20 protein-coding genes are annotated in these 18353 nt (G+C 42.7%); 17 read left to right on the top strand and 3 right to left on the bottom strand.

Annotated elements, in window-relative coordinates:
* Nucleotides 1–221 precede the first annotated feature (221 nt).
* The 4 genes from R8695_RS15070 (at nt 222) to R8695_RS15055 (ending at nt 3665) form a co-directional block, all read left to right on the top strand.
* Complete coding sequence (locus R8695_RS15070) at nt 222–1082, top strand: class I SAM-dependent methyltransferase (protein ID WP_118509200.1); 861 nt, start codon at nt 222–224, stop codon at nt 1080–1082.
* Nucleotides 1083–1106: 24 nt separating this feature from the next.
* Nucleotides 1107–1970 carry a YitT family protein gene (locus tag R8695_RS15065; RefSeq protein ID WP_154779533.1) on the top strand — a complete coding sequence of 288 codons (864 nt, stop codon included), beginning with the start codon at nt 1107–1109 and terminating at the stop codon, nt 1968–1970.
* Nucleotides 1971–2039: 69 nt separating this feature from the next.
* Entirely contained in the window at nt 2040–2222 is a 183-nt protein-coding gene (locus R8695_RS15060) for a hypothetical protein (protein ID WP_118509202.1), read from the top strand.
* Between the two features lie 123 nt (nt 2223–2345).
* Nucleotides 2346–3665 carry a phosphodiester glycosidase family protein gene (locus R8695_RS15055; protein WP_154779534.1) on the top strand — a complete coding sequence of 440 codons (1320 nt, stop codon included), beginning with the start codon at nt 2346–2348 and terminating at the stop codon, nt 3663–3665.
* An 11-nt stretch (nt 3666–3676) separates the two neighbouring features.
* On the opposite strand, the gene R8695_RS15050 is transcribed toward R8695_RS15055, so the two are convergent.
* Nucleotides 3677–3823: a hypothetical protein gene (locus R8695_RS15050; protein ID WP_154779535.1), complete on the bottom strand. Its 147-nt coding sequence runs from the start codon at nt 3821–3823 to the stop codon at nt 3677–3679.
* A gap of 635 nt (nt 3824–4458) precedes the next feature.
* On the opposite strand from R8695_RS15050, the gene R8695_RS15045 reads away from it, so the two are divergent.
* The 5 genes from R8695_RS15045 to R8695_RS15025 all read left to right on the top strand — a co-directional run bounded on the left by R8695_RS15045 (nt 4459) and on the right by R8695_RS15025 (nt 10540).
* Nucleotides 4459–5745 (top strand): aspartate aminotransferase type Ic, encoded by a 1287-nt coding sequence (locus tag R8695_RS15045; RefSeq protein ID WP_118509204.1) that lies wholly within the window; start codon nt 4459–4461, stop codon nt 5743–5745.
* Nucleotides 5746–5897: 152 nt separating this feature from the next.
* Nucleotides 5898–7268 carry a L,D-transpeptidase family protein gene (locus R8695_RS15040; protein WP_118509205.1) on the top strand — a complete coding sequence of 457 codons (1371 nt, stop codon included), beginning with the start codon at nt 5898–5900 and terminating at the stop codon, nt 7266–7268.
* 54 nt (nt 7269–7322) lie between these two features.
* Nucleotides 7323–8357, top strand: coding sequence for a D-alanine--D-alanine ligase family protein (locus R8695_RS15035; protein WP_118509206.1), 1035 nt, complete (start codon nt 7323–7325; stop codon nt 8355–8357).
* A gap of 63 nt (nt 8358–8420) precedes the next feature.
* The gene (locus tag R8695_RS15030) at nt 8421–9791 is read left to right on the top strand and encodes a UDP-N-acetylmuramoyl-tripeptide--D-alanyl-D-alanine ligase (RefSeq protein WP_154779536.1); all 1371 of its coding nucleotides are present in this window, start codon (nt 8421–8423) and stop codon (nt 9789–9791) included.
* A gap of 158 nt (nt 9792–9949) precedes the next feature.
* On the top strand, nt 9950–10540 hold the full coding sequence (locus tag R8695_RS15025) for a hypothetical protein (RefSeq protein ID WP_154779537.1): 591 nt from the start codon (nt 9950–9952) through the stop codon (nt 10538–10540).
* A 96-nt stretch (nt 10541–10636) separates the two neighbouring features.
* Here R8695_RS15025 and R8695_RS15020 read toward each other — a convergent pair whose 3' ends face one another.
* Complete coding sequence (locus R8695_RS15020; protein WP_118509207.1) at nt 10637–10912, bottom strand: hypothetical protein; 276 nt, start codon at nt 10910–10912, stop codon at nt 10637–10639.
* Nucleotides 10913–11199: 287 nt separating this feature from the next.
* Between R8695_RS15020 and R8695_RS15015 the strand changes: the two genes are divergently transcribed.
* The 6 genes from R8695_RS15015 to R8695_RS14990 all read left to right on the top strand — a co-directional run bounded on the left by R8695_RS15015 (nt 11200) and on the right by R8695_RS14990 (nt 14151).
* Nucleotides 11200–11895, top strand: a complete 696-nt coding sequence (locus R8695_RS15015) for an IS3 family transposase (protein ID WP_308418800.1) — start codon at nt 11200–11202, stop codon at nt 11893–11895.
* A 72-nt stretch (nt 11896–11967) separates the two neighbouring features.
* The gene (locus tag R8695_RS17770) at nt 11968–12180 is read left to right on the top strand and encodes a zinc ribbon domain-containing protein (protein ID WP_317676280.1); all 213 of its coding nucleotides are present in this window, start codon (nt 11968–11970) and stop codon (nt 12178–12180) included.
* 136 nt (nt 12181–12316) lie between these two features.
* Nucleotides 12317–12724 carry an ECF transporter S component gene (locus R8695_RS15005; RefSeq protein WP_243139431.1) on the top strand — a complete coding sequence of 136 codons (408 nt, stop codon included), beginning with the start codon at nt 12317–12319 and terminating at the stop codon, nt 12722–12724.
* A gap of 203 nt (nt 12725–12927) precedes the next feature.
* Nucleotides 12928–13221: a nucleotidyltransferase family protein gene (locus R8695_RS15000; RefSeq protein WP_008706339.1), complete on the top strand. Its 294-nt coding sequence runs from the start codon at nt 12928–12930 to the stop codon at nt 13219–13221.
* The gene (locus R8695_RS14995) at nt 13208–13597 is read left to right on the top strand and encodes an HI0074 family nucleotidyltransferase substrate-binding subunit (RefSeq protein WP_154779538.1); all 390 of its coding nucleotides are present in this window, start codon (nt 13208–13210) and stop codon (nt 13595–13597) included. Before R8695_RS15000 ends, R8695_RS14995 begins: the two co-directional genes overlap by 14 nt.
* 200 nt (nt 13598–13797) lie before the next feature.
* Nucleotides 13798–14151 carry an MATE family efflux transporter gene (locus tag R8695_RS14990; RefSeq protein ID WP_118511552.1) on the top strand — a complete coding sequence of 118 codons (354 nt, stop codon included), beginning with the start codon at nt 13798–13800 and terminating at the stop codon, nt 14149–14151.
* A 59-nt stretch (nt 14152–14210) separates the two neighbouring features.
* Here R8695_RS14990 and R8695_RS14985 read toward each other — a convergent pair whose 3' ends face one another.
* Entirely contained in the window at nt 14211–15551 is a 1341-nt protein-coding gene (locus tag R8695_RS14985; protein WP_154779539.1) for an MATE family efflux transporter, read from the bottom strand.
* A 244-nt stretch (nt 15552–15795) separates the two neighbouring features.
* On the opposite strand from R8695_RS14985, the gene R8695_RS14980 reads away from it, so the two are divergent.
* Both R8695_RS14980 and R8695_RS14975 read left to right on the top strand, forming a co-directional pair.
* Complete coding sequence (locus R8695_RS14980) at nt 15796–16908, top strand: ROK family transcriptional regulator (protein WP_118511556.1); 1113 nt, start codon at nt 15796–15798, stop codon at nt 16906–16908.
* Nucleotides 16909–17250: 342 nt separating this feature from the next.
* The gene (locus R8695_RS14975; protein ID WP_008706353.1) at nt 17251–18279 is read left to right on the top strand and encodes a zinc-dependent alcohol dehydrogenase; all 1029 of its coding nucleotides are present in this window, start codon (nt 17251–17253) and stop codon (nt 18277–18279) included.
* Nucleotides 18280–18353: the final 74 nt, after the last annotated feature.

Genomic DNA, 18353 nt, shown 5'->3' with positions numbered 1-18353 from the left:
ACAAGCTGAGGCTCGAAAGAGTTTTGGCTTGTTTTTTTTGTTTCATATGTATATCACTTTATTCTGTTACAACTGCGAATTATGATGGTTTGCTTGATATTGGGGGAGTTTTACTCTATACTTTAAAAAGTAGAAATCAGGTGATTTTTGATTTACTAATGGTTTATTCTGTAGTACAATTATAACTCATTATGCATTTATTTAGGAGGATTAGATAGAAGATGTGGATTGCAGACGGATGGAAAGAATATGAAGTGATCGATACTTCCTGTGGGGAGAAGCTGGAACGCTGGGGTGATTACCTTCTGGTGCGTCCGGACCCGCAGGTGATCTGGGATACACCGAAGACGAATAAAGGCTGGAAACATATGAATGGTCATTACCACAGAAGTAAGAAAGGCGGCGGAGAATGGGAGTTCTTTGATCTGCCGGAGCAGTGGGATATTCATTATAAGGATCTGACTTTCCATCTGAAACCGTTTAGCTTTAAGCACACAGGCCTGTTTCCGGAGCAGGCGACCAACTGGGACTGGTTTGGTAATAAGATCCGTAATGCAGGACGTCCGGTAAAAGTCCTGAACCTTTTTGCCTATACAGGCGGTGCTACCCTGGCAGCAGCTGCAGCAGGGGCTTCTGTTACTCATGTAGATGCGTCCAAGGGTATGGTTACCTGGGCGAAGGAAAACGCAGTTGCTTCCGGACTGGGAGATGCGCCCATCCGCTGGCTGGTGGATGATTGTGTGAAGTTTGTGGAGCGTGAGATCCGCAGAGGAAATCATTACGATGCGATCATTATGGACCCACCTTCCTATGGTCGTGGACCGAAAGGCGAGATCTGGAAGATTGAGGATTGTATCCATGATCTGATCAAGCTGTGTACAAAGCTCCTCAGCGATGATCCGTTATTTTTCCTGATCAATTCTTATACAACCGGTCTGGCACCGGCAGTGCTGACTTATATGCTTTCCACAGAGCTGAAGAAATTTGACGGCCATGTGGATTCTCAGGAGATCGGGCTTCCGGTAAGTTCCAACGGACTGGTTCTGCCATGTGGTGCATCCGGAAGATGGGAAGCAAAATAGAAGAAAAGCGGTGTGAAATAAAAGATGAAAGAACTTAATTTAAAACATGAAGCCAAACGTTACGGCTGTGCAATTCTGGCTGCAACGATCATGGCGTTGAATATTAAAACTTTTGTACGTGCAGGTGGACTTTTTCCCGGCGGCTTTACGGGACTGACACTGTTGCTCCAGAGTATCTTTCAGACTTTTGCAGGAATTGCCGTTCCTTATACGCTGATCAATGTAACACTGAACTCCATTCCTGTATTTATCGGCCTGAAATTTATCGGAAAGAAATTTACCATCAGTTCTGTCTGTGTCATTGTACTTTCCGGTCTGCTTACAGATATTATCCCAAGTCAGCCCATCACCTACGATACGCTGCTGATCAGTATCTTCGGAGGTCTGATCAATGGTTTATGTATCAGTCTCTGCCTGATCGGTAATACAAGTACCGGGGGAACGGACTTTATCGCCATTTACTTTTCAGAGAAGAGCGGCAGGGATATCTGGAATTATATTCTGTGTGGAAACGCAGTGATTCTGACAGTGGCAGGTCTGCTCTTCGGATGGGACAGAGCACTGTACTCCATTATTTTCCAGTTCACCTCTACCCAGGTGATCCAGATGCTGAACCAGAGATATAAGAAACATACATTGTTTATTATTACGAAGGAACCTTACCAGATTTATGAAGAAATTTTTAAACTGACTAACCACACAGCTACCAGATTCGAGGGAACCGGCTGTTACACCGATGAAAAGACCAGCATGATTTATTCAGTAGTTTCCACAGAAGAAGCGAAATATCTGGTAAAGAAGGTTCATGAGATCGACCCGAAAGCATTCGTAAATATCATCAAGACAGACTACATAAACGGAAGATTCTACCAGAAAACCGATTATTAACCTCTTGTATTCCAGCCTTGTCAGCGTATAATACAAAGTACAAGGTAACGTATAAGGAGGGCGATATTTATGAGTAACGCAACGGAAAACAAACTTCCTCTCAGCACTTCAGGCTATGACCGTAAAGCCTGTAAGACCTGCGCCTGTTCCACCTGCTATGGACAGGGTTTCTGTGATCGATGCAGTACCTGCCGGAATCTGTCTCGTAAACTGGACAGGTGCAATGCCTATGAAGGAGCATATAACTATTAACCTCAATACTGTTCCACAGAGCTGCCGTATTTGGGCAGCTCTCTTTTATATTACAGACAGAACGGTTGTTTCTGGTATAATGCTTGATGAATACGACGTGATATTTTACTGGAGGCGATATACATGAAAAAAACGCGGATTTCCCGGAAATGGTTGCTGCTGCTTATCCTGTTCTTATTTTGTACAGCGGGAAGCACAGTTCATACAGTTTCCGTACAGGCTGCCGCCTATGTCAGGCAGGAAGCCACTTCTGTCAGCATCACATCGAAGAAAACAGGATGGCGCAAGATCCATGGAGCCTATTATTTCTACAATTCCAAGGGGCGGATGATCTGCGGTTCTTTTAAATACAAAGGACACTATTATTACTGCACTGCCAATGGTAAACGTTTCACCGGATGGCTGAAGCGTTCCGGCAAAAAATACTACTACAGCCGTAAAAACGGAGCCATGTACCGGAACCGCTGGTCTATCGGCACGAAATACCGGTACTATTTTAACAAATCCGGTGTAGCCATCGCTGGCAGGTGGCTGAAATATAAAGGAAAAAAATACTATTTTCTTAAGAATTCCACTATGGCAACAGGCTGGCATAAGATAAAAGGCCATTACTATTACTTCAAAGCCCCCAAGGGTGCTCTTGTCACCAGCTCCAAGGTGGGAAAATATTATGTAAACAGCAAGGGCCAGCGCTATAAAAAATCTTCATCCGGCGGCAAACCAAAGGTAACCCACAAAGGAAATACCTACACGTATAAAAGCAGTACTCTGGACATCACATTAAAGAAAAAGAGTACCCACGGCATTTCCTATTGGGTGGCACATATAAAAACTTCAGGCCCGGGACAGCTGAAATCAGCCTTATCTTACGGCACTTACGGTGGTGACAGGCAGACCACTTCCTCTGCCGTTTCTTCCAATGGAGGGGTGATCGGGGTAAACGGCAGTGCCTTCGATTATTCCACAGGCCAGCCGTCACCTCTTGGAATGTGTATTAAGAATGGCAAGCTTTACGGAGATTACACCACCAGCTATTCCGTAATGGCAGTGAAGAAAAACGGAACTATCTACACACCGAAACAGGGGCTCTCCGGAAAGAAACTCCTGAAGGCCGGAGTAAAGGACACTTACAATTTCGGTCCTGTACTGATCCAGAAAGGGGAAGCACAGCTGCCCTGGGCAGAAACGGAGAAATATTATCCGCGGACTGCCGTAGGGATGGTGAAGCCAAATGATTATGTACTTCTGGTCACCAATACCGGAAGTTATAACGGGCTGAACCACTGGGATATGGTAAATATCTTCCAGTCCTATAACTGCAAATATGCCTATAATCTGGACGGAGGCGGATCTGCCACTTTATATTTTAACGGTAAAGTCATGAACAAGCTGATCGATGATGTGGAAAGACCCTGTGCGGATTTCCTGTATTTCACTCGTTGATGGGGGATAAGTCAGCTTTTGTTGCTGTGCTTTTCCAGGTAGCAGTCATATCTGCCAGCTGCCGTGGCAAGAGCCCAGCACACAAGCACCAGCAGACCGATACCCACAGCCAGTAATGCAAACAGGATCAGGACAATAGCGTAGATAAAAACAGACATGGTTATCCTCCTTTCGTGGATATTTGATATCAAAAGATATTGCAAAGAGATATTGCATAGCAGACAAGAGGTGTTATTTGGGATATGAGATGCTCTTTAGGATATTTGAAATAAAAAAGATATCAGGTCAGCCTGATAAGAACAATTCAGATAGTTAAAAGATCTGTTAACTGATTTCAATATACGCTGTTACATGAAAAAAGGCAAGCCGAAATTCTCGATGAATTTCGACCTGCCTTAAAAATTATTTAAGTACTAAAGAAATGTATTCAGTCAATCCTGTCTTTTCATCATGATTTTTCCTCTTTGTGAAAAAGTAATTCTTATTGTATCTGTACATCGGTTTCGGATAATGATGTCATTTATTTAGCTACAAATACGATTCAGTATGATGTAACAGATATTGATAAGACATTAAAAACACATCATAATTATATTATAATAATATTTGAAATGCAATAGAGGGCAATGGTAAAATTTTAACAATCCTTAACAATTCCATAAAAATACTTGACAACCCCCGTTTTACCATACTAAAATGTAAAAAGCATAAAAATTGTTGCCACAGGAAAAACAAATGATTGTCCAATACGGAATCACCAAGTTCCATCCATGGCAGAACAAGGAGGAATATTATGAAAAAATACAGCGACATGAGCAAAGAAGAACTGCTTGCACTGAAAGCACAGCTGGATAAAGAATATGCAGATATCAAAGCACAGGGATTAGCTCTGGACATGTCACGTGGAAAACCAGCCGCAGACCAGCTCGACCTTTCCATGAACCTGATGGACGTATTAAACAGCGACTCAGACCTGAAATGCGAAACAGGCGTAGACTGCCGTAACTACGGTGTCATCGACGGAATCCCGGAAGCCAAACGTCTTCTCGGCGAAATGTCTGAAGTAGATCCTGACCACATCATCATCTACGGAAACTCCAGCCTGAATGTCATGTTCGACAGCATCGCACGTTCCATGACTCACGGCGTAATGGGAAACACTCCATGGTGTAAACTTGATAAAGTAAAATTCCTCTGTCCTGTACCAGGATATGACCGTCATTTCAAGATCACAGAATTCTTCGGAATCGAGATGATCAATGTCCCAATGACACCACAGGGACCAGACATGGATATGGTAGAGAAACTTGTCAGCGAAGACGCAGCTATCAAAGGAATCTGGTGCGTACCGAAATACTCCAACCCACAGGGCTACACATATTCCAGAGAAACAGTAGAACGTTTCGCAAGACTGAAACCTGCAGCACCTGATTTCCGTATCTACTGGGACAACGCATACAGCATCCATCATCTCTATGATGACAACCAGGACTTCCTTGTAGAAATCCTCGAAGAATGCGAGAAAGCAGGCAACCCTGATATCGTATATAAATTCACATCAACATCCAAAGTAAGCTTCCCGGGATCTGGTATCGCAGCAGTTGCAGCATCCAAAGCAAACCTGGAAGATTTCCGCAGCTACATGCAGATCCAGACCATCGGACATGACAAATTAAATCAGTTACGTCACGTAAGATTTTTCAAAGACCTCAACGGACTGCATGAACACATGAGAAAACACGCAAACATCATCCGCCCGAAATTCGAACTGGTACTGGATACACTTGAAAAAGAACTGGGCGGCCTGGGAATCGGTGAGTGGACCAAACCGCACGGCGGATATTTCATCTCCTTCGATTCTATGGAAGGATGTGCGAAAGCGATCGTAGCCAAAGCAAAAGAAGCAGGTGTTGTTCTTACAGGAGCAGGCGCAACTTATCCATATGGAAAAGACCCGAAAGACTCCAACATCCGTATTGCACCAAGCTTCCCGACTCTGGAAGACCTTGGAAAAGCAGCAGAAGTATTTGTACTCTGCGTAAAACTTACAAGTGTGGAGAAACTTCTGGAAAACGCGTGATCACCTGCTGATAAGCAGATGACACGGTCCGGAAACGGAAATTACAAAAGCGAAAGATAAATAATGTATTCTACAACTACTGCCCGGCATATTATTTGTCGGGCGGTTATCGTTATGAAACAATTAACAGAGAGTTCAGAAAAGAGGGCGATATGAGTACCCGAAAAAAGATTATGATCAGCCTGATCGTGCTCCTGCTGGTACTGACAGGGGGAGCCTACGGATATGGCGTCTGGTATTTCACCGGTCATTTCCTGCCGGGATCTATGGTAAATGGTTTTAACTGTTCTTATATGACAGTGGATGAATCGGAGGCACTTCTTTCAAAAAAGGCAGGAGCCGGTGTGCTGGCCATAGAAACCCGTAATAATGGACAGGAGAGCATTACCGCACAGCAGGTGGAGTTAAGCTATGCTTCTGACGGCAGTATTAAGAAGCTTATGAGAGACCAGGATCGTTTTATCTGGTTCCTGGCATTTAATCAGGAACAGATCTATACCGTATCTTCTGCGATCCAGTATGATGAACAGGAAATGCAGGCAGCTATCAGTGGCCTGAAATGTATGCAGACAGGCCAGGATCCGGTGGATGCACATATTGATGAGCAGAATGATAAATTTGTCATCATACCGGAAGAAGAAGGCAATGCACTGGACCCGGAAAAAACTTCCCAGGCTGTCATTCAGGCATTTGTTACAGGGCAGACCTCCCTGGATCTGGAAGCAGAAGGCTGCTATAAAGAACCGGCAGTACGCCAGGATGACGAAATGCTGATCCGCAACTGTGAGCAGATCAACAAGCTGACAGATGTGGTGATCACCTATGATTTCGATGACAGAACGGAAACTGTGGACAAAGAAGTGATCCGGGACTGGCTGAAAAAGAATAAAAAAGGCGACTACACACTGGACAAAAAGCAGGTATCTGCCTATGTCAGCGAACTGGCAGAGAAATATGATACAGTAGGACAGGAAAGAACCTTTCATACTTATGACGGCAGAGAGATCACTCTGAACGAAGGAACCTATGGCTGGGAGATCAATCAGGAAGCAGAAGTAAAAGAATTGATCAGCCTGATCAAAAAGGGGAAAACTCTGGTCAGGGAACCGGTTTATTCCCAGGAAGGTCTCTGCAGAAAGATAAATGATATCGGATATACGTATATAGAGATTGACCTGACAGGGCAGAGGATGGTATTCTATAACAATGGAGTACCTGCTGCAGATGCCCCCATTGTTTCCGGCAATCCTTATGTGCCCAACTGTGCTACTCCTACAGGATGTTATACAGTAGGAGAGAAAAAGTCGGGATATATGGTGACCGGCGAAGATTACCCTTCCGGTGTGAACTACTGGATCCAGTTTTATGGAAATCTGGGGATCAACGATGCAACATGGAGAGGAAGTTTCGGAGAACAGCTTTATGAGTTCGAGGGAACCAACGGCAGTATCTGTGCACCGGCAGACCAGGTACAGATCATTTACAACAGTGTAGAAGAGAATACACCGGTTGTCATTTACTAAATGATGTATTAGATAAAAGGACAGCTGTATGGATAGAGTTTAAGGAGGATTGAAATGAAGATAGTGGTATTGGCAGGCGGAACAAGTACAGAGCGTACGATCTCTATCGTATCAGGTACAGGAATCTGCAAGGCTTTGCGCCAGAAAGGACATCAGGCAGTTCTGGCAGATATTTTCTGCGGAGTGGAGAATGTAGACTGGGAGGATCCTTTCCCACAGGAATATGATGTAGATGCAGCTTCTGCATATATGTCTGGATTTAATGATAAGATCGAAGAGATGAAGAAAGAAAGAAGAAGTTTCTTCGGACCGAATATCCTGCAGTTATGTGAGCAGGCAGACGTGGTATTCCTTGGACTTCACGGAGCCAACGGAGAAGACGGTAAGGTTCAGGCAGCATTTGACCTGATGGGAATCCGCTATACAGGAACAGGATACTTAAGCAGTGCCATGGCTATGGACAAGGGAATCACCAAGCAGATGTTCCTGATGAACAATGTGCCGACTCCACGTGGAACTTCCATGCTGAAATCTGAGATGACTACAGACATTAAAGCATTGGGAATGGATTTCCCTGTAGTAGTAAAAACCTGCTGCGGTGGATCCAGCGTAGGTGTTTACATTGCCAATGACCAGGCTGAATATGAGCAGGCCCTGAAAGATGCATATTCCTATGAGAACGAGGTTGTCATTGAGGAATATATCAAAGGCCGTGAGTTCTCAGTAGCCGTTGTTGACGGAAAGGCCTATCCGATTATTGAGATCGCGCCTCTTCAGGGATTCTATGACTATAAGAACAAGTATCAGGCAGGTTCTACAGTTGAGACCTGTCCGGCAGAACTTTCCCCTGAACTTACTGCGAAAATGCAGCACTATGCAGAAGCCGGTGCGAAAGCTTTATTTATGGAAGGCTACTGCCGTCTTGACTTTATGATGAAAGAGAACGGAGATATGTACTGTCTAGAGGCAAATACTCTTCCGGGCATGACACCTACCAGCCTGATCCCACAGGAAGCGAAAGTTCTGGGAATTGATTATCCAACTCTGTGCGAGAAACTGATCGAAGTGTCCATGAAGAAATATCAGTAGAAGTTTCTGGCAGGAAATGGATGCTGTGTTATTTTGAGAGAAAGAAGATATAAAGAAGATATTATGAAAAATTTAACTTTGGAACATATTGCCCAGGTCTGCAATGGAACCTATTACGGACCGGAAGGGAAGAAACAGGAAGAAGTACAGTCCATTATCACAGACAGCAGAAAGGCAGAAAGCGGATGCCTTTTTGTACCTATCGTGGGAGAGCGTGTGGATGCACATAAATTTATCCCCCAGGTGATGGAAGCAGGAGCACTTGCCACCCTTTCTGAAAGACTGCTGGAGAATGCAGACTTTCCATATATTCTGGTAGAGTCCTCCCTCCAGGCTGTGAAGAATATTGCAGAATTTTATCTGAAACAGCTTAACATTCCGGTAGTGGGAATCACCGGAAGTGTGGGAAAGACCAGTACCAAGGAAGTGATCGCTTCCGTGCTCAGCCAGAAATACCGCACTCTGAAAACACAGGGAAACTTTAACAATGAGCTGGGTCTGCCTCTGACTGTATTCAGACTGAGAGACGAGGATGAGATCGCAGTTCTGGAGATGGGAATCAGTGATTTCGGAGAAATGACAAGATTGGCAAAGATTGCCAGACCGGATACCTGCGTGATCACGAATATCGGAACCTGTCATCTGGAGAATCTGGGAGACAGAGACGGTGTACTGAAAGCGAAGACCGAAATTTTCAAATATCTGAAGCCGGAAGGACACATTGTATTGAACGGTGATGATGACAAGCTTTCCACTGTCACAGAATATGAAGGCATCCGTTCTGTATTCTTTGGCATGAGGGGGAATTGTCAGGTTTACGGAGATGAGATCGTCAGCAGAGGATTAAAAGGAATGACCTGCACCATCCATCTGGGAGAAACTGCATTCTCTGTAGATATCCCCATGCCGGGCCGCCATATGGTCTACAATGCGCTGGCTGCAGCAGCTATCGGAAATATCTACGGACTGACCACAGAGCAGATCAAGGCAGGCATCGAAAGCCTGGAGCCTATCAGCGGCCGTTTCCGCATGATCGAGACAGAGAAGTTTCTGATCGTAGATGACTGCTATAATGCCAATCCTATGTCCATGAAAGCATCTCTGGATGTACTGAAAGACGGTGCAGGACGAAGAGTCGCTGTGTTGGGAGATATGGGAGAACTGGGAACCAATGAAGTACAGCTTCATGAAGAAGTTGGAGAACATGCCGGAAAATGCGGCATCGATGTACTGATCTGTGCCGGACCTCTGTGCAGGCACATGGCAGAAAAAGCTGCCAGCGTAAATCCATCTCTGAAGGTGATCTATGAACAGGACAGAGACAGCCTCATGGAGCATCTGCAGGATTATGTGCAGCCGGGCGATACCATTCTGATAAAAGCGTCCCACTTTATGAAATTCGAAGAGGCAGTGGAGAAGCTGCAGAACATGTAAGCTGCCTGAAATGGGTAAGATATGACATTTGATACAGGATGATGCCGCAGAGAGCATCATCCTGTATTTTTTTGCAGGAATTTGATGAACGATTTTTGTTTCACTGGAAGTTCAGCGGGGGTATAATAAACTCAGTTCAGAATCTGAAGGAGGATGTTATGCTGGAGAAAATCATGGATCTGCATATCCTGCTTTACGCCATGGCAGCCCTGGGCGGCCTTGGAGCAGTGGGAATGCTGGCGACACATCTTACTTACCGAAGACTGATCAGAAAAAATACAGGGATAAAAACAAATCTCAAAGAAAAGTGGCTGAACCTCTGGAAGACCAGGGACAGGCTGTTAAACAGAATGAACAGGATGGTATGGTACCCATCCCTTCTATCTACCGCTCTTCTGGGTGCAGCTTTCTGGTTTTTTAACAGAAACCAGGAGGGGCTGTCTTTAGGGTATCTGTATGTAGGGGCGATTATCCCTGCTGCATTATTACTGCTTCGCCAGGCCCTGGATTTCACGTACAAAGAGGAACTGCTGATGAATACCCTGGCAGATTATGTGGAACAGGTGCGTACCTGGGTGGAAGAAATCCCGGCACCTGCGAAAGTAGATGAAGCAGAGAAAGAAGAAATCGTGGAACATATCGCAGAGAGTATCCGTCAGACAGCGGCAGCAGGAAGCCATTTCAGCAGGATGCTTACTCCCGAAGAGCAGGAGATCATGCGGGAGATCATCCGGGAATTTATGAACTGAGAATTATAGTCAGGCAGTACATCGTTTCGTAAAAAAGACCATTTAGAGGACAATCCGACCGGACATGCCGGGAAATATCCTATAAATGGTCTTTTATCAATATTCACCATCTTCTTCGATCACTTCAAGTTCCAGATAATCGAAATCAATCTGTTCAATAAAATTATCCTGGTAAAATCTGGCTTTCCCGTGTTTTTTGAAATGCTTCACTGTAGAATCCAGCCAGATGGGATTTCCCAGATCCATTTCATAACAGATGGACTCCAGTCCATGAAAAATCTTATGTGTTCTTGTATCTTCTGAATCATCACAGATCACGGTATCTTTTAACAGATGATTATCTTTCCATATTTTTCCCCATAAACGAAACATTCTGTCTGACCTCCATATTCAAACTGGTACATCGAAAACGATGTACTGGGACTGCTTTTGCATAATGTTATAAGCAGAAGTTGGTTTACAGTATAGCGGATTTCAGGATGAAAGTAAAGTTTGGCGCATGGTTTTGCATAAGGAAATTCCTGTTTCCTGTATCGCAAAGTTTGTTGTTGAAAAAGTGTAAATAATAACAAAATAAAGTTGACAAATAGTACCAATGTTCAATTGATGAAGCCCCTGAAATATGATATTATATTGTATAAATGTGTCAAAATTGATACATTGATACAGATAACCCGGCCTGGGGAGCACGACAACTGTCTGCTCAACTGAAGAAACGAGGGCATCAGGTTGGCCGCCGGAAAACGCGCCGTTATATGAATGAAATGGAGATTGATCCAATCTATCCAAAAATGAACCTTTCTAAACGTATGCAACAGGCTAAAGTCTGCCCGTATCTGCTGCGTAACGCCGTTATCGACCGTCCTAATCAGGCATGGTCAATCGACATCACATATATCGCCATTAAACATGGATTTTTATATTTAACAGCTGTGATTGACTGGTACAGCCGCTGTATCGTTGAATGGGAAGTCGATGATACTCTGGATACCAGAATGGTCATAACTGCGCTAAAGAAGGCGTTTATGGTAGCAAAACCTGTTATCCTGAATTCGGATCAGGGCTGTCAGTTTACAAGCAATGAGTATATGAATTTTCTCAAAGAGAACCAGATCTGTCAAAGCATGGATGGTAAAAGCCGCTGGGCTGACAATATCATGATTGAACGATGGTTCCGGAGCTTCAAGTACGAGGAAGCATATCTGACCCAATATAACAATATCAGAGAAGCACGGAAGGCAATCGGTAAATATGTGCACACTTACAACTTTGAACGTTGTCATTCTGCACTCAATAATCAGACACCGGCATCCTGCTATTATCCGATCCTGTTACTGGATGATCATGCAGCCTAAGGGGGATTTTCTCCCCCTACCCAGTTACATATATCAGTTCATTATAAAAAGCTTAGATTTTTGTCTTGACAACTGAACCACTATAAATGCGGAAAATATCTGATAAAAGTAGACAGATATTTTGCATCCAGCAAGATATGCAGTGTATGCGGGCATAAAAAGAAAGAACTGGCATTATCAGAACGGACATACCTATGCGAATGTGGAAACCGGATGGACCGGGATGTGAATGCGGCGGTCAATATTCTGGAAGAAGGAAAAAGAATATATAAAAAATGTGCATAATAGCACAGAAAAGATCCGTAACCGGATAAAAAAGAACCGAGGGACACGCGGGGATAGCCTGTTTTAGCTTTGCCCTGAAGGGCAATCGAGCAGGAAGCCCCCACTTCAAAATCTGTAAGATTTAAGTGGCGGGAGCATGTCACTGAATCTGGAGTTTCCGCTTCCTTTCCTGGCACCGAGTTTTTATCAGTTGGACTTTTCAGAAATCCCGGTACTGGTTGGTTCATTTGCAATGGGACCGATCGCAGGTGTACTGATCGAGCTGGTGAAGATTCTTGTGCATCTGGTAACAAAGGGATCTATGACAGCAGTAGTTACATGCTTTATCAATGCATTCGTGTTACTTCCGGTATACGGAAAGGCTTTTGAAATGCCGGTAGAAGCATTTATCGAAATGGGAAGTGCAGTACACAGTTCTGTAAATAATCTTCTTACATTTGCAGCAATGATCATTTTTCCATTCAACATATTCAAATATGCTCTGACATCCCTGATCGTATTCCTGATCTATAAGAGAATCCGTGTAGTTCTCAAGGGAGACTGATCTTACATTTGATAGATAAAGAGGAAACTAATATTTTCAATAAATAAAAAAGAAGAACAGTCGTATGATGAAAAATCTGCGGTTGTTCTTCTTTTTGACGGGTAAAAAATAATTACGGAAATTTTCAGACAGACTTAAAAAAGATACGATAATATGATAAGATAAAACAGACGATATAAACATCGGAATGTGAGGTTTATAAAATGAATGATACAGGAATCAGACCGGAAGTTATAGAAGAAATCCGAAACCTTGCGCAAAAATATGATATTGAAAAAGTAATTCTTTTTGGTTCGAGAGCAAGAGGGGATTTCAGAAGAACAAGTGATATAGATATTGCAGTCACAGGAGGAGATTTTGCAAGGTTTGCGTTAGATGTGGATGAAGAGACAAGTACTCTTCTGGAGTATGATATTGTAAATCTTGATCGTGACATGCAGGATGAATTAAGAGAATCTATAGAGAAGGAAGGGAGGATTTTGTATGAGAAAATATGAGAATTTCTGCAATTCACTGTCTAACATGAAAGATATTTATAATTATGAAGAACCATATGATAATGTAGTGATTACCGGACTCGTAGGATTGTATGAAATTTGTTTTGAGCAGTCATGGAAAATGATGAAAGAAATACTGGAGATTCATGGATATGCAGAGGGAGCAACAGGTTCACCGAAAATCATTCTGAAGACTGCCTATAAAGCCGGAATGATAAGAGATGAGGAGCAGTGGCTTCGTGCATTGCAGGCAGGAAATAATGTTACACATTCTTACAATCAGAAAATTGCGTTAGGAATTATAGCTGATGCAAAAGAAGTGTTTTATCAGATGCTTTGCGAATTAAAAACAGAGATAGAAGAAAATTGGCTGTAATAATCAGCGAAGGTATAGAAAGCGAAAGGAAGTATCCATTATGGGACAGATACACAATCGGTGGATATATCTACGAATTCCCGAGATGGGGATTAAAGGTGCTGCACTGGCAACCGTACTTGCAACAGTTGTGCAGTTCCTGTGGAGTGTTGGCTATGTATTGTGCAGGATCAGAGCTGTGAAATTCAGTCTCAGAAGCTGTGAGAAAAAGTTATTTGGCCGTTGCCGCCAATGGAATAGCGAATATTTCCAAAAATCTTGTTGTATGCTTCTGCCTCGGACTTGGAAATGCAGGCAGTATTATAGTGGGAAACCGTCTTGGTGCAGACCGCCTGCAGGAAGCAAAAGAGGCAGGCGGAGACTCCAAATTTGGAATGCTGTGTGATTCCGTAACGTTGTGGTGTATCACCGTTCCTCTAGGATGTATCTGCGCATTTATCCTGAAACTGCCGGTTATGGTTGTCTATTTCGTGCTTAATCTGGACGAGATCATTAAACTGCCGGTGGTCTATAAACATTATAAGAAATATAAATGGATTAAGAATCTTACATAATTTTACACGCTCCAACAGGCACATATACCGGATATCCGGGACTATGTGCCTGTTTTGTCTTAATGATATTTATGCATCCGCGCATAATAGCTGATGCATAAGATCACAGTGGCTCCGCTCCATGCTGCGATCTCTGCAAAGAAAATACCGTCCTGTCCGATGAAATGGGGAAGGATCAGTGCAGCACTGATACGCATGACAAATTCAGCCATACCACTTACCATAGGCATTAAGGTATCTCCCAGCCCCTGAAGTGCAGATCTGTACACGTACAGGAAGTACAAAACCCAGAGCATGGCAGCCATAATAGAGAGGTATTTGAAAGCAATTGCCAGTACCTCCTGTGTCTGCTGTGGTTCACCTGAAATGAAAAGTGAGAGAATATTTTTTCCAAATAAAAACATGGCAGCAGAAATGATCATTGAGGTAAGCAGGGAAAGCAGCATACTGCTGCGGACACCTTTCCTGATCCTGTCAATCTTTCCGGCCCCCAGATTCTGACCTACATAAGTAACGATGGCATATCCATAGGAAATAGCCGCCATTTCCAGCAGACCATAAAGCTTATTTGTAGCTGTAAATCCTGCCACAAAAAGGAAACCGTAGCCATTGATCACATACTGGACTACCAGACCACCCACACCGATGATGATATTCTGAAATACAACAGGAATACCAAGCTTCATCAGGCGGGCATTCATGCCGGAGGCAGGCATAAAATCTGCTCTGGTCAGATGAACGATATCAATTCTGCGTAAAATCAGGAAACAGTAAACAGCGGAGAAGCTCTGTGCGATCACAGTTGCGATTGCTGCTCCTGCCACACCCCATCCGAAGCCTGCCACAAAAAGGATGTCCAGTGAGACATTCAGCACAGATGCGATGATCATTGCGGTCAGCGGTGTTTTACTGTTTCCCATAGCCCTTAGGGCAGAGGCAAACATATTATAGGCTGCTGTAGCGGGGATTCCACAGAAAATGATGCGCAGATATAACAGAGACATTCCGATAATATTGGAAGGTGTATGCAGCCCTGTTAATACCAGCGAGGCAAATGACTGGCTGAGAATCAATACTCCGGCTGCGATGAATGCGGTCAGTCGGTAACTGTGAGCCAGAGATTTACGCAGATTTTCGAAATCCTTTGCCCCATAATATTGGGAGAGTTGAATAGAAAATCCCTGAGTGAGTCCTGTGGATATTCCTGTGACAACCCACATCAGAAAGTCAACAGCACCCAGTGCGGCAAGAGCCTCCACACCTGCAACCTGGCCAACAACCATGGTATCCACCATTGTATAAAGCTGCTGACAGATATTTCCCAGCATCAGGGGAATTGCAAAAAGAATGATCAACCGTCCCGGTGAACCGGAGGTCATATCCTGAATCTTGGTTTTCATTAGTATAAAAGTTCCTTTCCGGAGCATATTTGAAAAAGTTTAGAAATGATTTTTCGAATATGCTCTGATATTTACATTGATAATTTTACATCATTAACGTGAAAAATGAAATATAATATTTCATCAGGATGATATAAATTTATCTGTTGCAACACACTCTTGAGAGACAATGGCTATTTACAAATATGACAATAACAGGTATCATTCTTTTATAAATACATTAATAAAAGAAGGTAGAAACAGAATGAGCGGACTGGAAAAGAAATTTGCTACGAAATCAAAAATCGTAAATTATATTATAAATAGAGAATCCACATCAAAAGTGGAAATATCCAAAGAACTGAATCTGAGTATGCCAACAGTTCTGTCTAATGTAAAAGATTTATTGGAAAAAGGTATCATAATAGAAATTGGAGAATATGAATCCACAGGAGGAAGAAAGGCTAAAAGTATTGGAATCAATCCATCCTATCGTTATGCAATGGGAATTGTGATCACTGCAAATCATCTGGGAATGGTGCTGGTAAATCTGAAGTATGAGATTGTGAAATCAGAGCGGATCCGTCTGAAATTTGTATCTGATATGTCATACTGCAGTCAGGTGGCAGATTTTGCGGCGAAATTTCTGGATCATATGAATGATGCAGAACAGAAAGAAAAGCTTCTGGGTGTTGGAATCTCTATTCCGGGAATCATTAATCAGGAGCAGAAACTGGTGATAAAATCCCACGCACTGAAACTTGAAAACTATAGTCTCAGTTTCCTGGAACAGGCATTTTCTGTCCCGGTTTATTTTTCAAATGATGCCAATGCGGCAATGATGGCAGAAGATATGAACATCTATCAGAATGCAATTTACCTTTCGTTGAATCAGACTCTTGGCGGTGCATTTTGCATAGGGGGAAAATTGTTTTCCGGAGAAAATCAGAAGGCCGGAGAATTTGGACATATGATACTTGTACCTCAGGGCCGCAAGTGTTATTGTGGAAAATCAGGTTGTGCAGATGCTTATTGCGCTGCAGGAGCACTTGTTGGTGAGTCAAAGGATTCTGTGGAACAGTTTATGCAGCTGCTTCAAAACAATGATGAAAAGGCAGAGAAAAAATGGGAAGAGTATCTTGATTATCTTGCAATTCTGATTTCAAATCTGCGCATGGCATATGATATGGATATCATTCTTGGAGGTGAAATGGGTGGATATCTCTCAGATTATATGATACCTCTTGGGGAAAAAGTAATGAAGTATAATGGATTTGATCATGATCTGAGATATCTGAAAAACTGTTCTTATAAGAAAGAAGCCTCAGCTGTAGGTGCAGCAAAGCATTTCCTGCAGGATTTTATCGGAAAGATATAGCCGATGGCATTCTTGAATCACTGATGATCTGCTGATATACCATATTAAACAAATATCTGAATATAAAAAATACCCTGATTACAACAAAGAAAGGTTGTAATCAGGGTATTTTGTTATTGTGCGGGAATTCAGCAGATAATTATGAGGAGTGTTATAGTAACATCTGCATAAAAATAAAATCTATACTTTGTGCAACTGGTAGAAATGAGAAATATTCTTAAATATTTATTGACAAAGTTATATATTTGAATAATAATGTAATTACTTTAATAAAACATTTAATAAAAGATAATAAACAACTAGAGGTTCAAAGTACATTCAACAAATAAGGAGGAAAATATTATGTTACAGCAGGTTATGACAAATCCAGGAGAAATTATTTTCAGAGAGGTTCCCGTACCAGAGATTAAAGACAATCAGGTTTTGGTTAAGATTATGAATATTGGTATATGTGGTTCTGATATCCATGTATATCACGGAAAACATCCTTTTACAAAATATCCGGTAACCCAGGGACATGAAGTATCAGGAGAAGTGGTAAAAACAGGTGATGCAGTAACAGAATTTCATGTGGGACAGAAAGTAACAATTGAGCCACAGGTATATTGTGGACATTGTTATCCATGCCGTCACGGAAAATACAATCTCTGCGAAGAGCTGAAAGTAATGGGATTCCAGACAACAGGAACTGCATCCGAGTATTTTGCAGTTGATGCATCAAAAGTAACACCGATACCAGAAGATATGTCTTATGAAGAGGGCGCAATGATCGAGCCTCTGGCAGTAGCTGTTCATGGTGTTAAACAGATGGGCGATGTAACTGGAATGAATATTGTGGTGATAGGTGCCGGTCCGATCGGAAATCTGGTAGCGCAGTCTGCAAAAGGGATGGGAGCAGCTAAAGTTATGATCACAGATGTCAGTGATCTTCGTCTGGAAAAAGCAAAAGAGTGTGGAATTGACGTATGTGTCAACACAAGGAATAAAAATTTCGGGGAAGCAATGGTAGAAGCCTTTGGACCGGATAAGGCAGATGTTATCTATGACTGTGCAGGAAATAACATTACAATGGGACAGGCGATCAAATATGCAAGAAAAGGAAGCGTGATTGTGCTGGTTGCAGTTTTTGCAGGAATGGCTGAGATCGATCTGGCAGTTGCAAATGATCATGAGCTTGATATCAAGAGCACAATGATGTACAGACATGATGATTATGTAGACGGAATCAGACTGGTGAATGAAGGAAAAGTGCATTTAAGACCGCTGATCTCTAAGACATTTGCATTTAAAGATTATCTGAAAGCATACCAGTACATTGACGATAACCGTGAGACTACAATGAAAGTGATTATCAATGTGCAGGAAAAATAAAATACCCTGCTGATCATAAGCATTATGTAAGACAAAGATATAATAAAAAAGACTGCTGTAAAGAACACATGAGT

This window comes from Blautia luti (assembly GCF_033096465.1).
Lineage (GTDB): Bacteria > Bacillota > Clostridia > Lachnospirales > Lachnospiraceae > Blautia_A > Blautia_A luti.
Note: the sequence above shows the minus strand (reverse complement) of the source record. Positions and strands in the feature narration are given on the sequence as shown.

What these genes read in the sequence shown, in the direction of transcription:
- R8695_RS15070 (WP_118509200.1), top strand. Translation starts at nt 222, where the DNA reads ATGTGGATTGCAGACGGATGGAAAGAATATGAAGTGATCGATACTTCC.
- R8695_RS15065 (WP_154779533.1), top strand. Translation starts at nt 1,107, where the DNA reads ATGAAAGAACTTAATTTAAAACATGAAGCCAAACGTTACGGCTGTGCA.
- R8695_RS15060 (WP_118509202.1), top strand. Translation starts at nt 2,040, where the DNA reads ATGAGTAACGCAACGGAAAACAAACTTCCTCTCAGCACTTCAGGCTAT.
- R8695_RS15055 (WP_154779534.1), top strand. Translation starts at nt 2,346, where the DNA reads ATGAAAAAAACGCGGATTTCCCGGAAATGGTTGCTGCTGCTTATCCTG.
- R8695_RS15050 (WP_154779535.1), bottom strand. Translation starts at nt 3,823, where the DNA reads ATGTCTGTTTTTATCTACGCTATTGTCCTGATCCTGTTTGCATTACTG.
- R8695_RS15045 (WP_118509204.1), top strand. Translation starts at nt 4,459, where the DNA reads ATGAAAAAATACAGCGACATGAGCAAAGAAGAACTGCTTGCACTGAAA.
- R8695_RS15040 (WP_118509205.1), top strand. Translation starts at nt 5,898, where the DNA reads ATGAGTACCCGAAAAAAGATTATGATCAGCCTGATCGTGCTCCTGCTG.
- R8695_RS15035 (WP_118509206.1), top strand. Translation starts at nt 7,323, where the DNA reads ATGAAGATAGTGGTATTGGCAGGCGGAACAAGTACAGAGCGTACGATC.
- R8695_RS15030 (WP_154779536.1), top strand. Translation starts at nt 8,421, where the DNA reads ATGAAAAATTTAACTTTGGAACATATTGCCCAGGTCTGCAATGGAACC.
- R8695_RS15025 (WP_154779537.1), top strand. Translation starts at nt 9,950, where the DNA reads ATGCTGGAGAAAATCATGGATCTGCATATCCTGCTTTACGCCATGGCA.
- R8695_RS15020 (WP_118509207.1), bottom strand. Translation starts at nt 10,912, where the DNA reads ATGTTTCGTTTATGGGGAAAAATATGGAAAGATAATCATCTGTTAAAA.
- R8695_RS15005 (WP_243139431.1), top strand. Translation starts at nt 12,317, where the DNA reads ATGTCACTGAATCTGGAGTTTCCGCTTCCTTTCCTGGCACCGAGTTTT.
- R8695_RS15000 (WP_008706339.1), top strand. Translation starts at nt 12,928, where the DNA reads ATGAATGATACAGGAATCAGACCGGAAGTTATAGAAGAAATCCGAAAC.
- R8695_RS14995 (WP_154779538.1), top strand. Translation starts at nt 13,208, where the DNA reads ATGAGAAAATATGAGAATTTCTGCAATTCACTGTCTAACATGAAAGAT.
- R8695_RS14985 (WP_154779539.1), bottom strand. Translation starts at nt 15,551, where the DNA reads ATGAAAACCAAGATTCAGGATATGACCTCCGGTTCACCGGGACGGTTG.
- R8695_RS14980 (WP_118511556.1), top strand. Translation starts at nt 15,796, where the DNA reads ATGAGCGGACTGGAAAAGAAATTTGCTACGAAATCAAAAATCGTAAAT.
- R8695_RS14975 (WP_008706353.1), top strand. Translation starts at nt 17,251, where the DNA reads ATGTTACAGCAGGTTATGACAAATCCAGGAGAAATTATTTTCAGAGAG.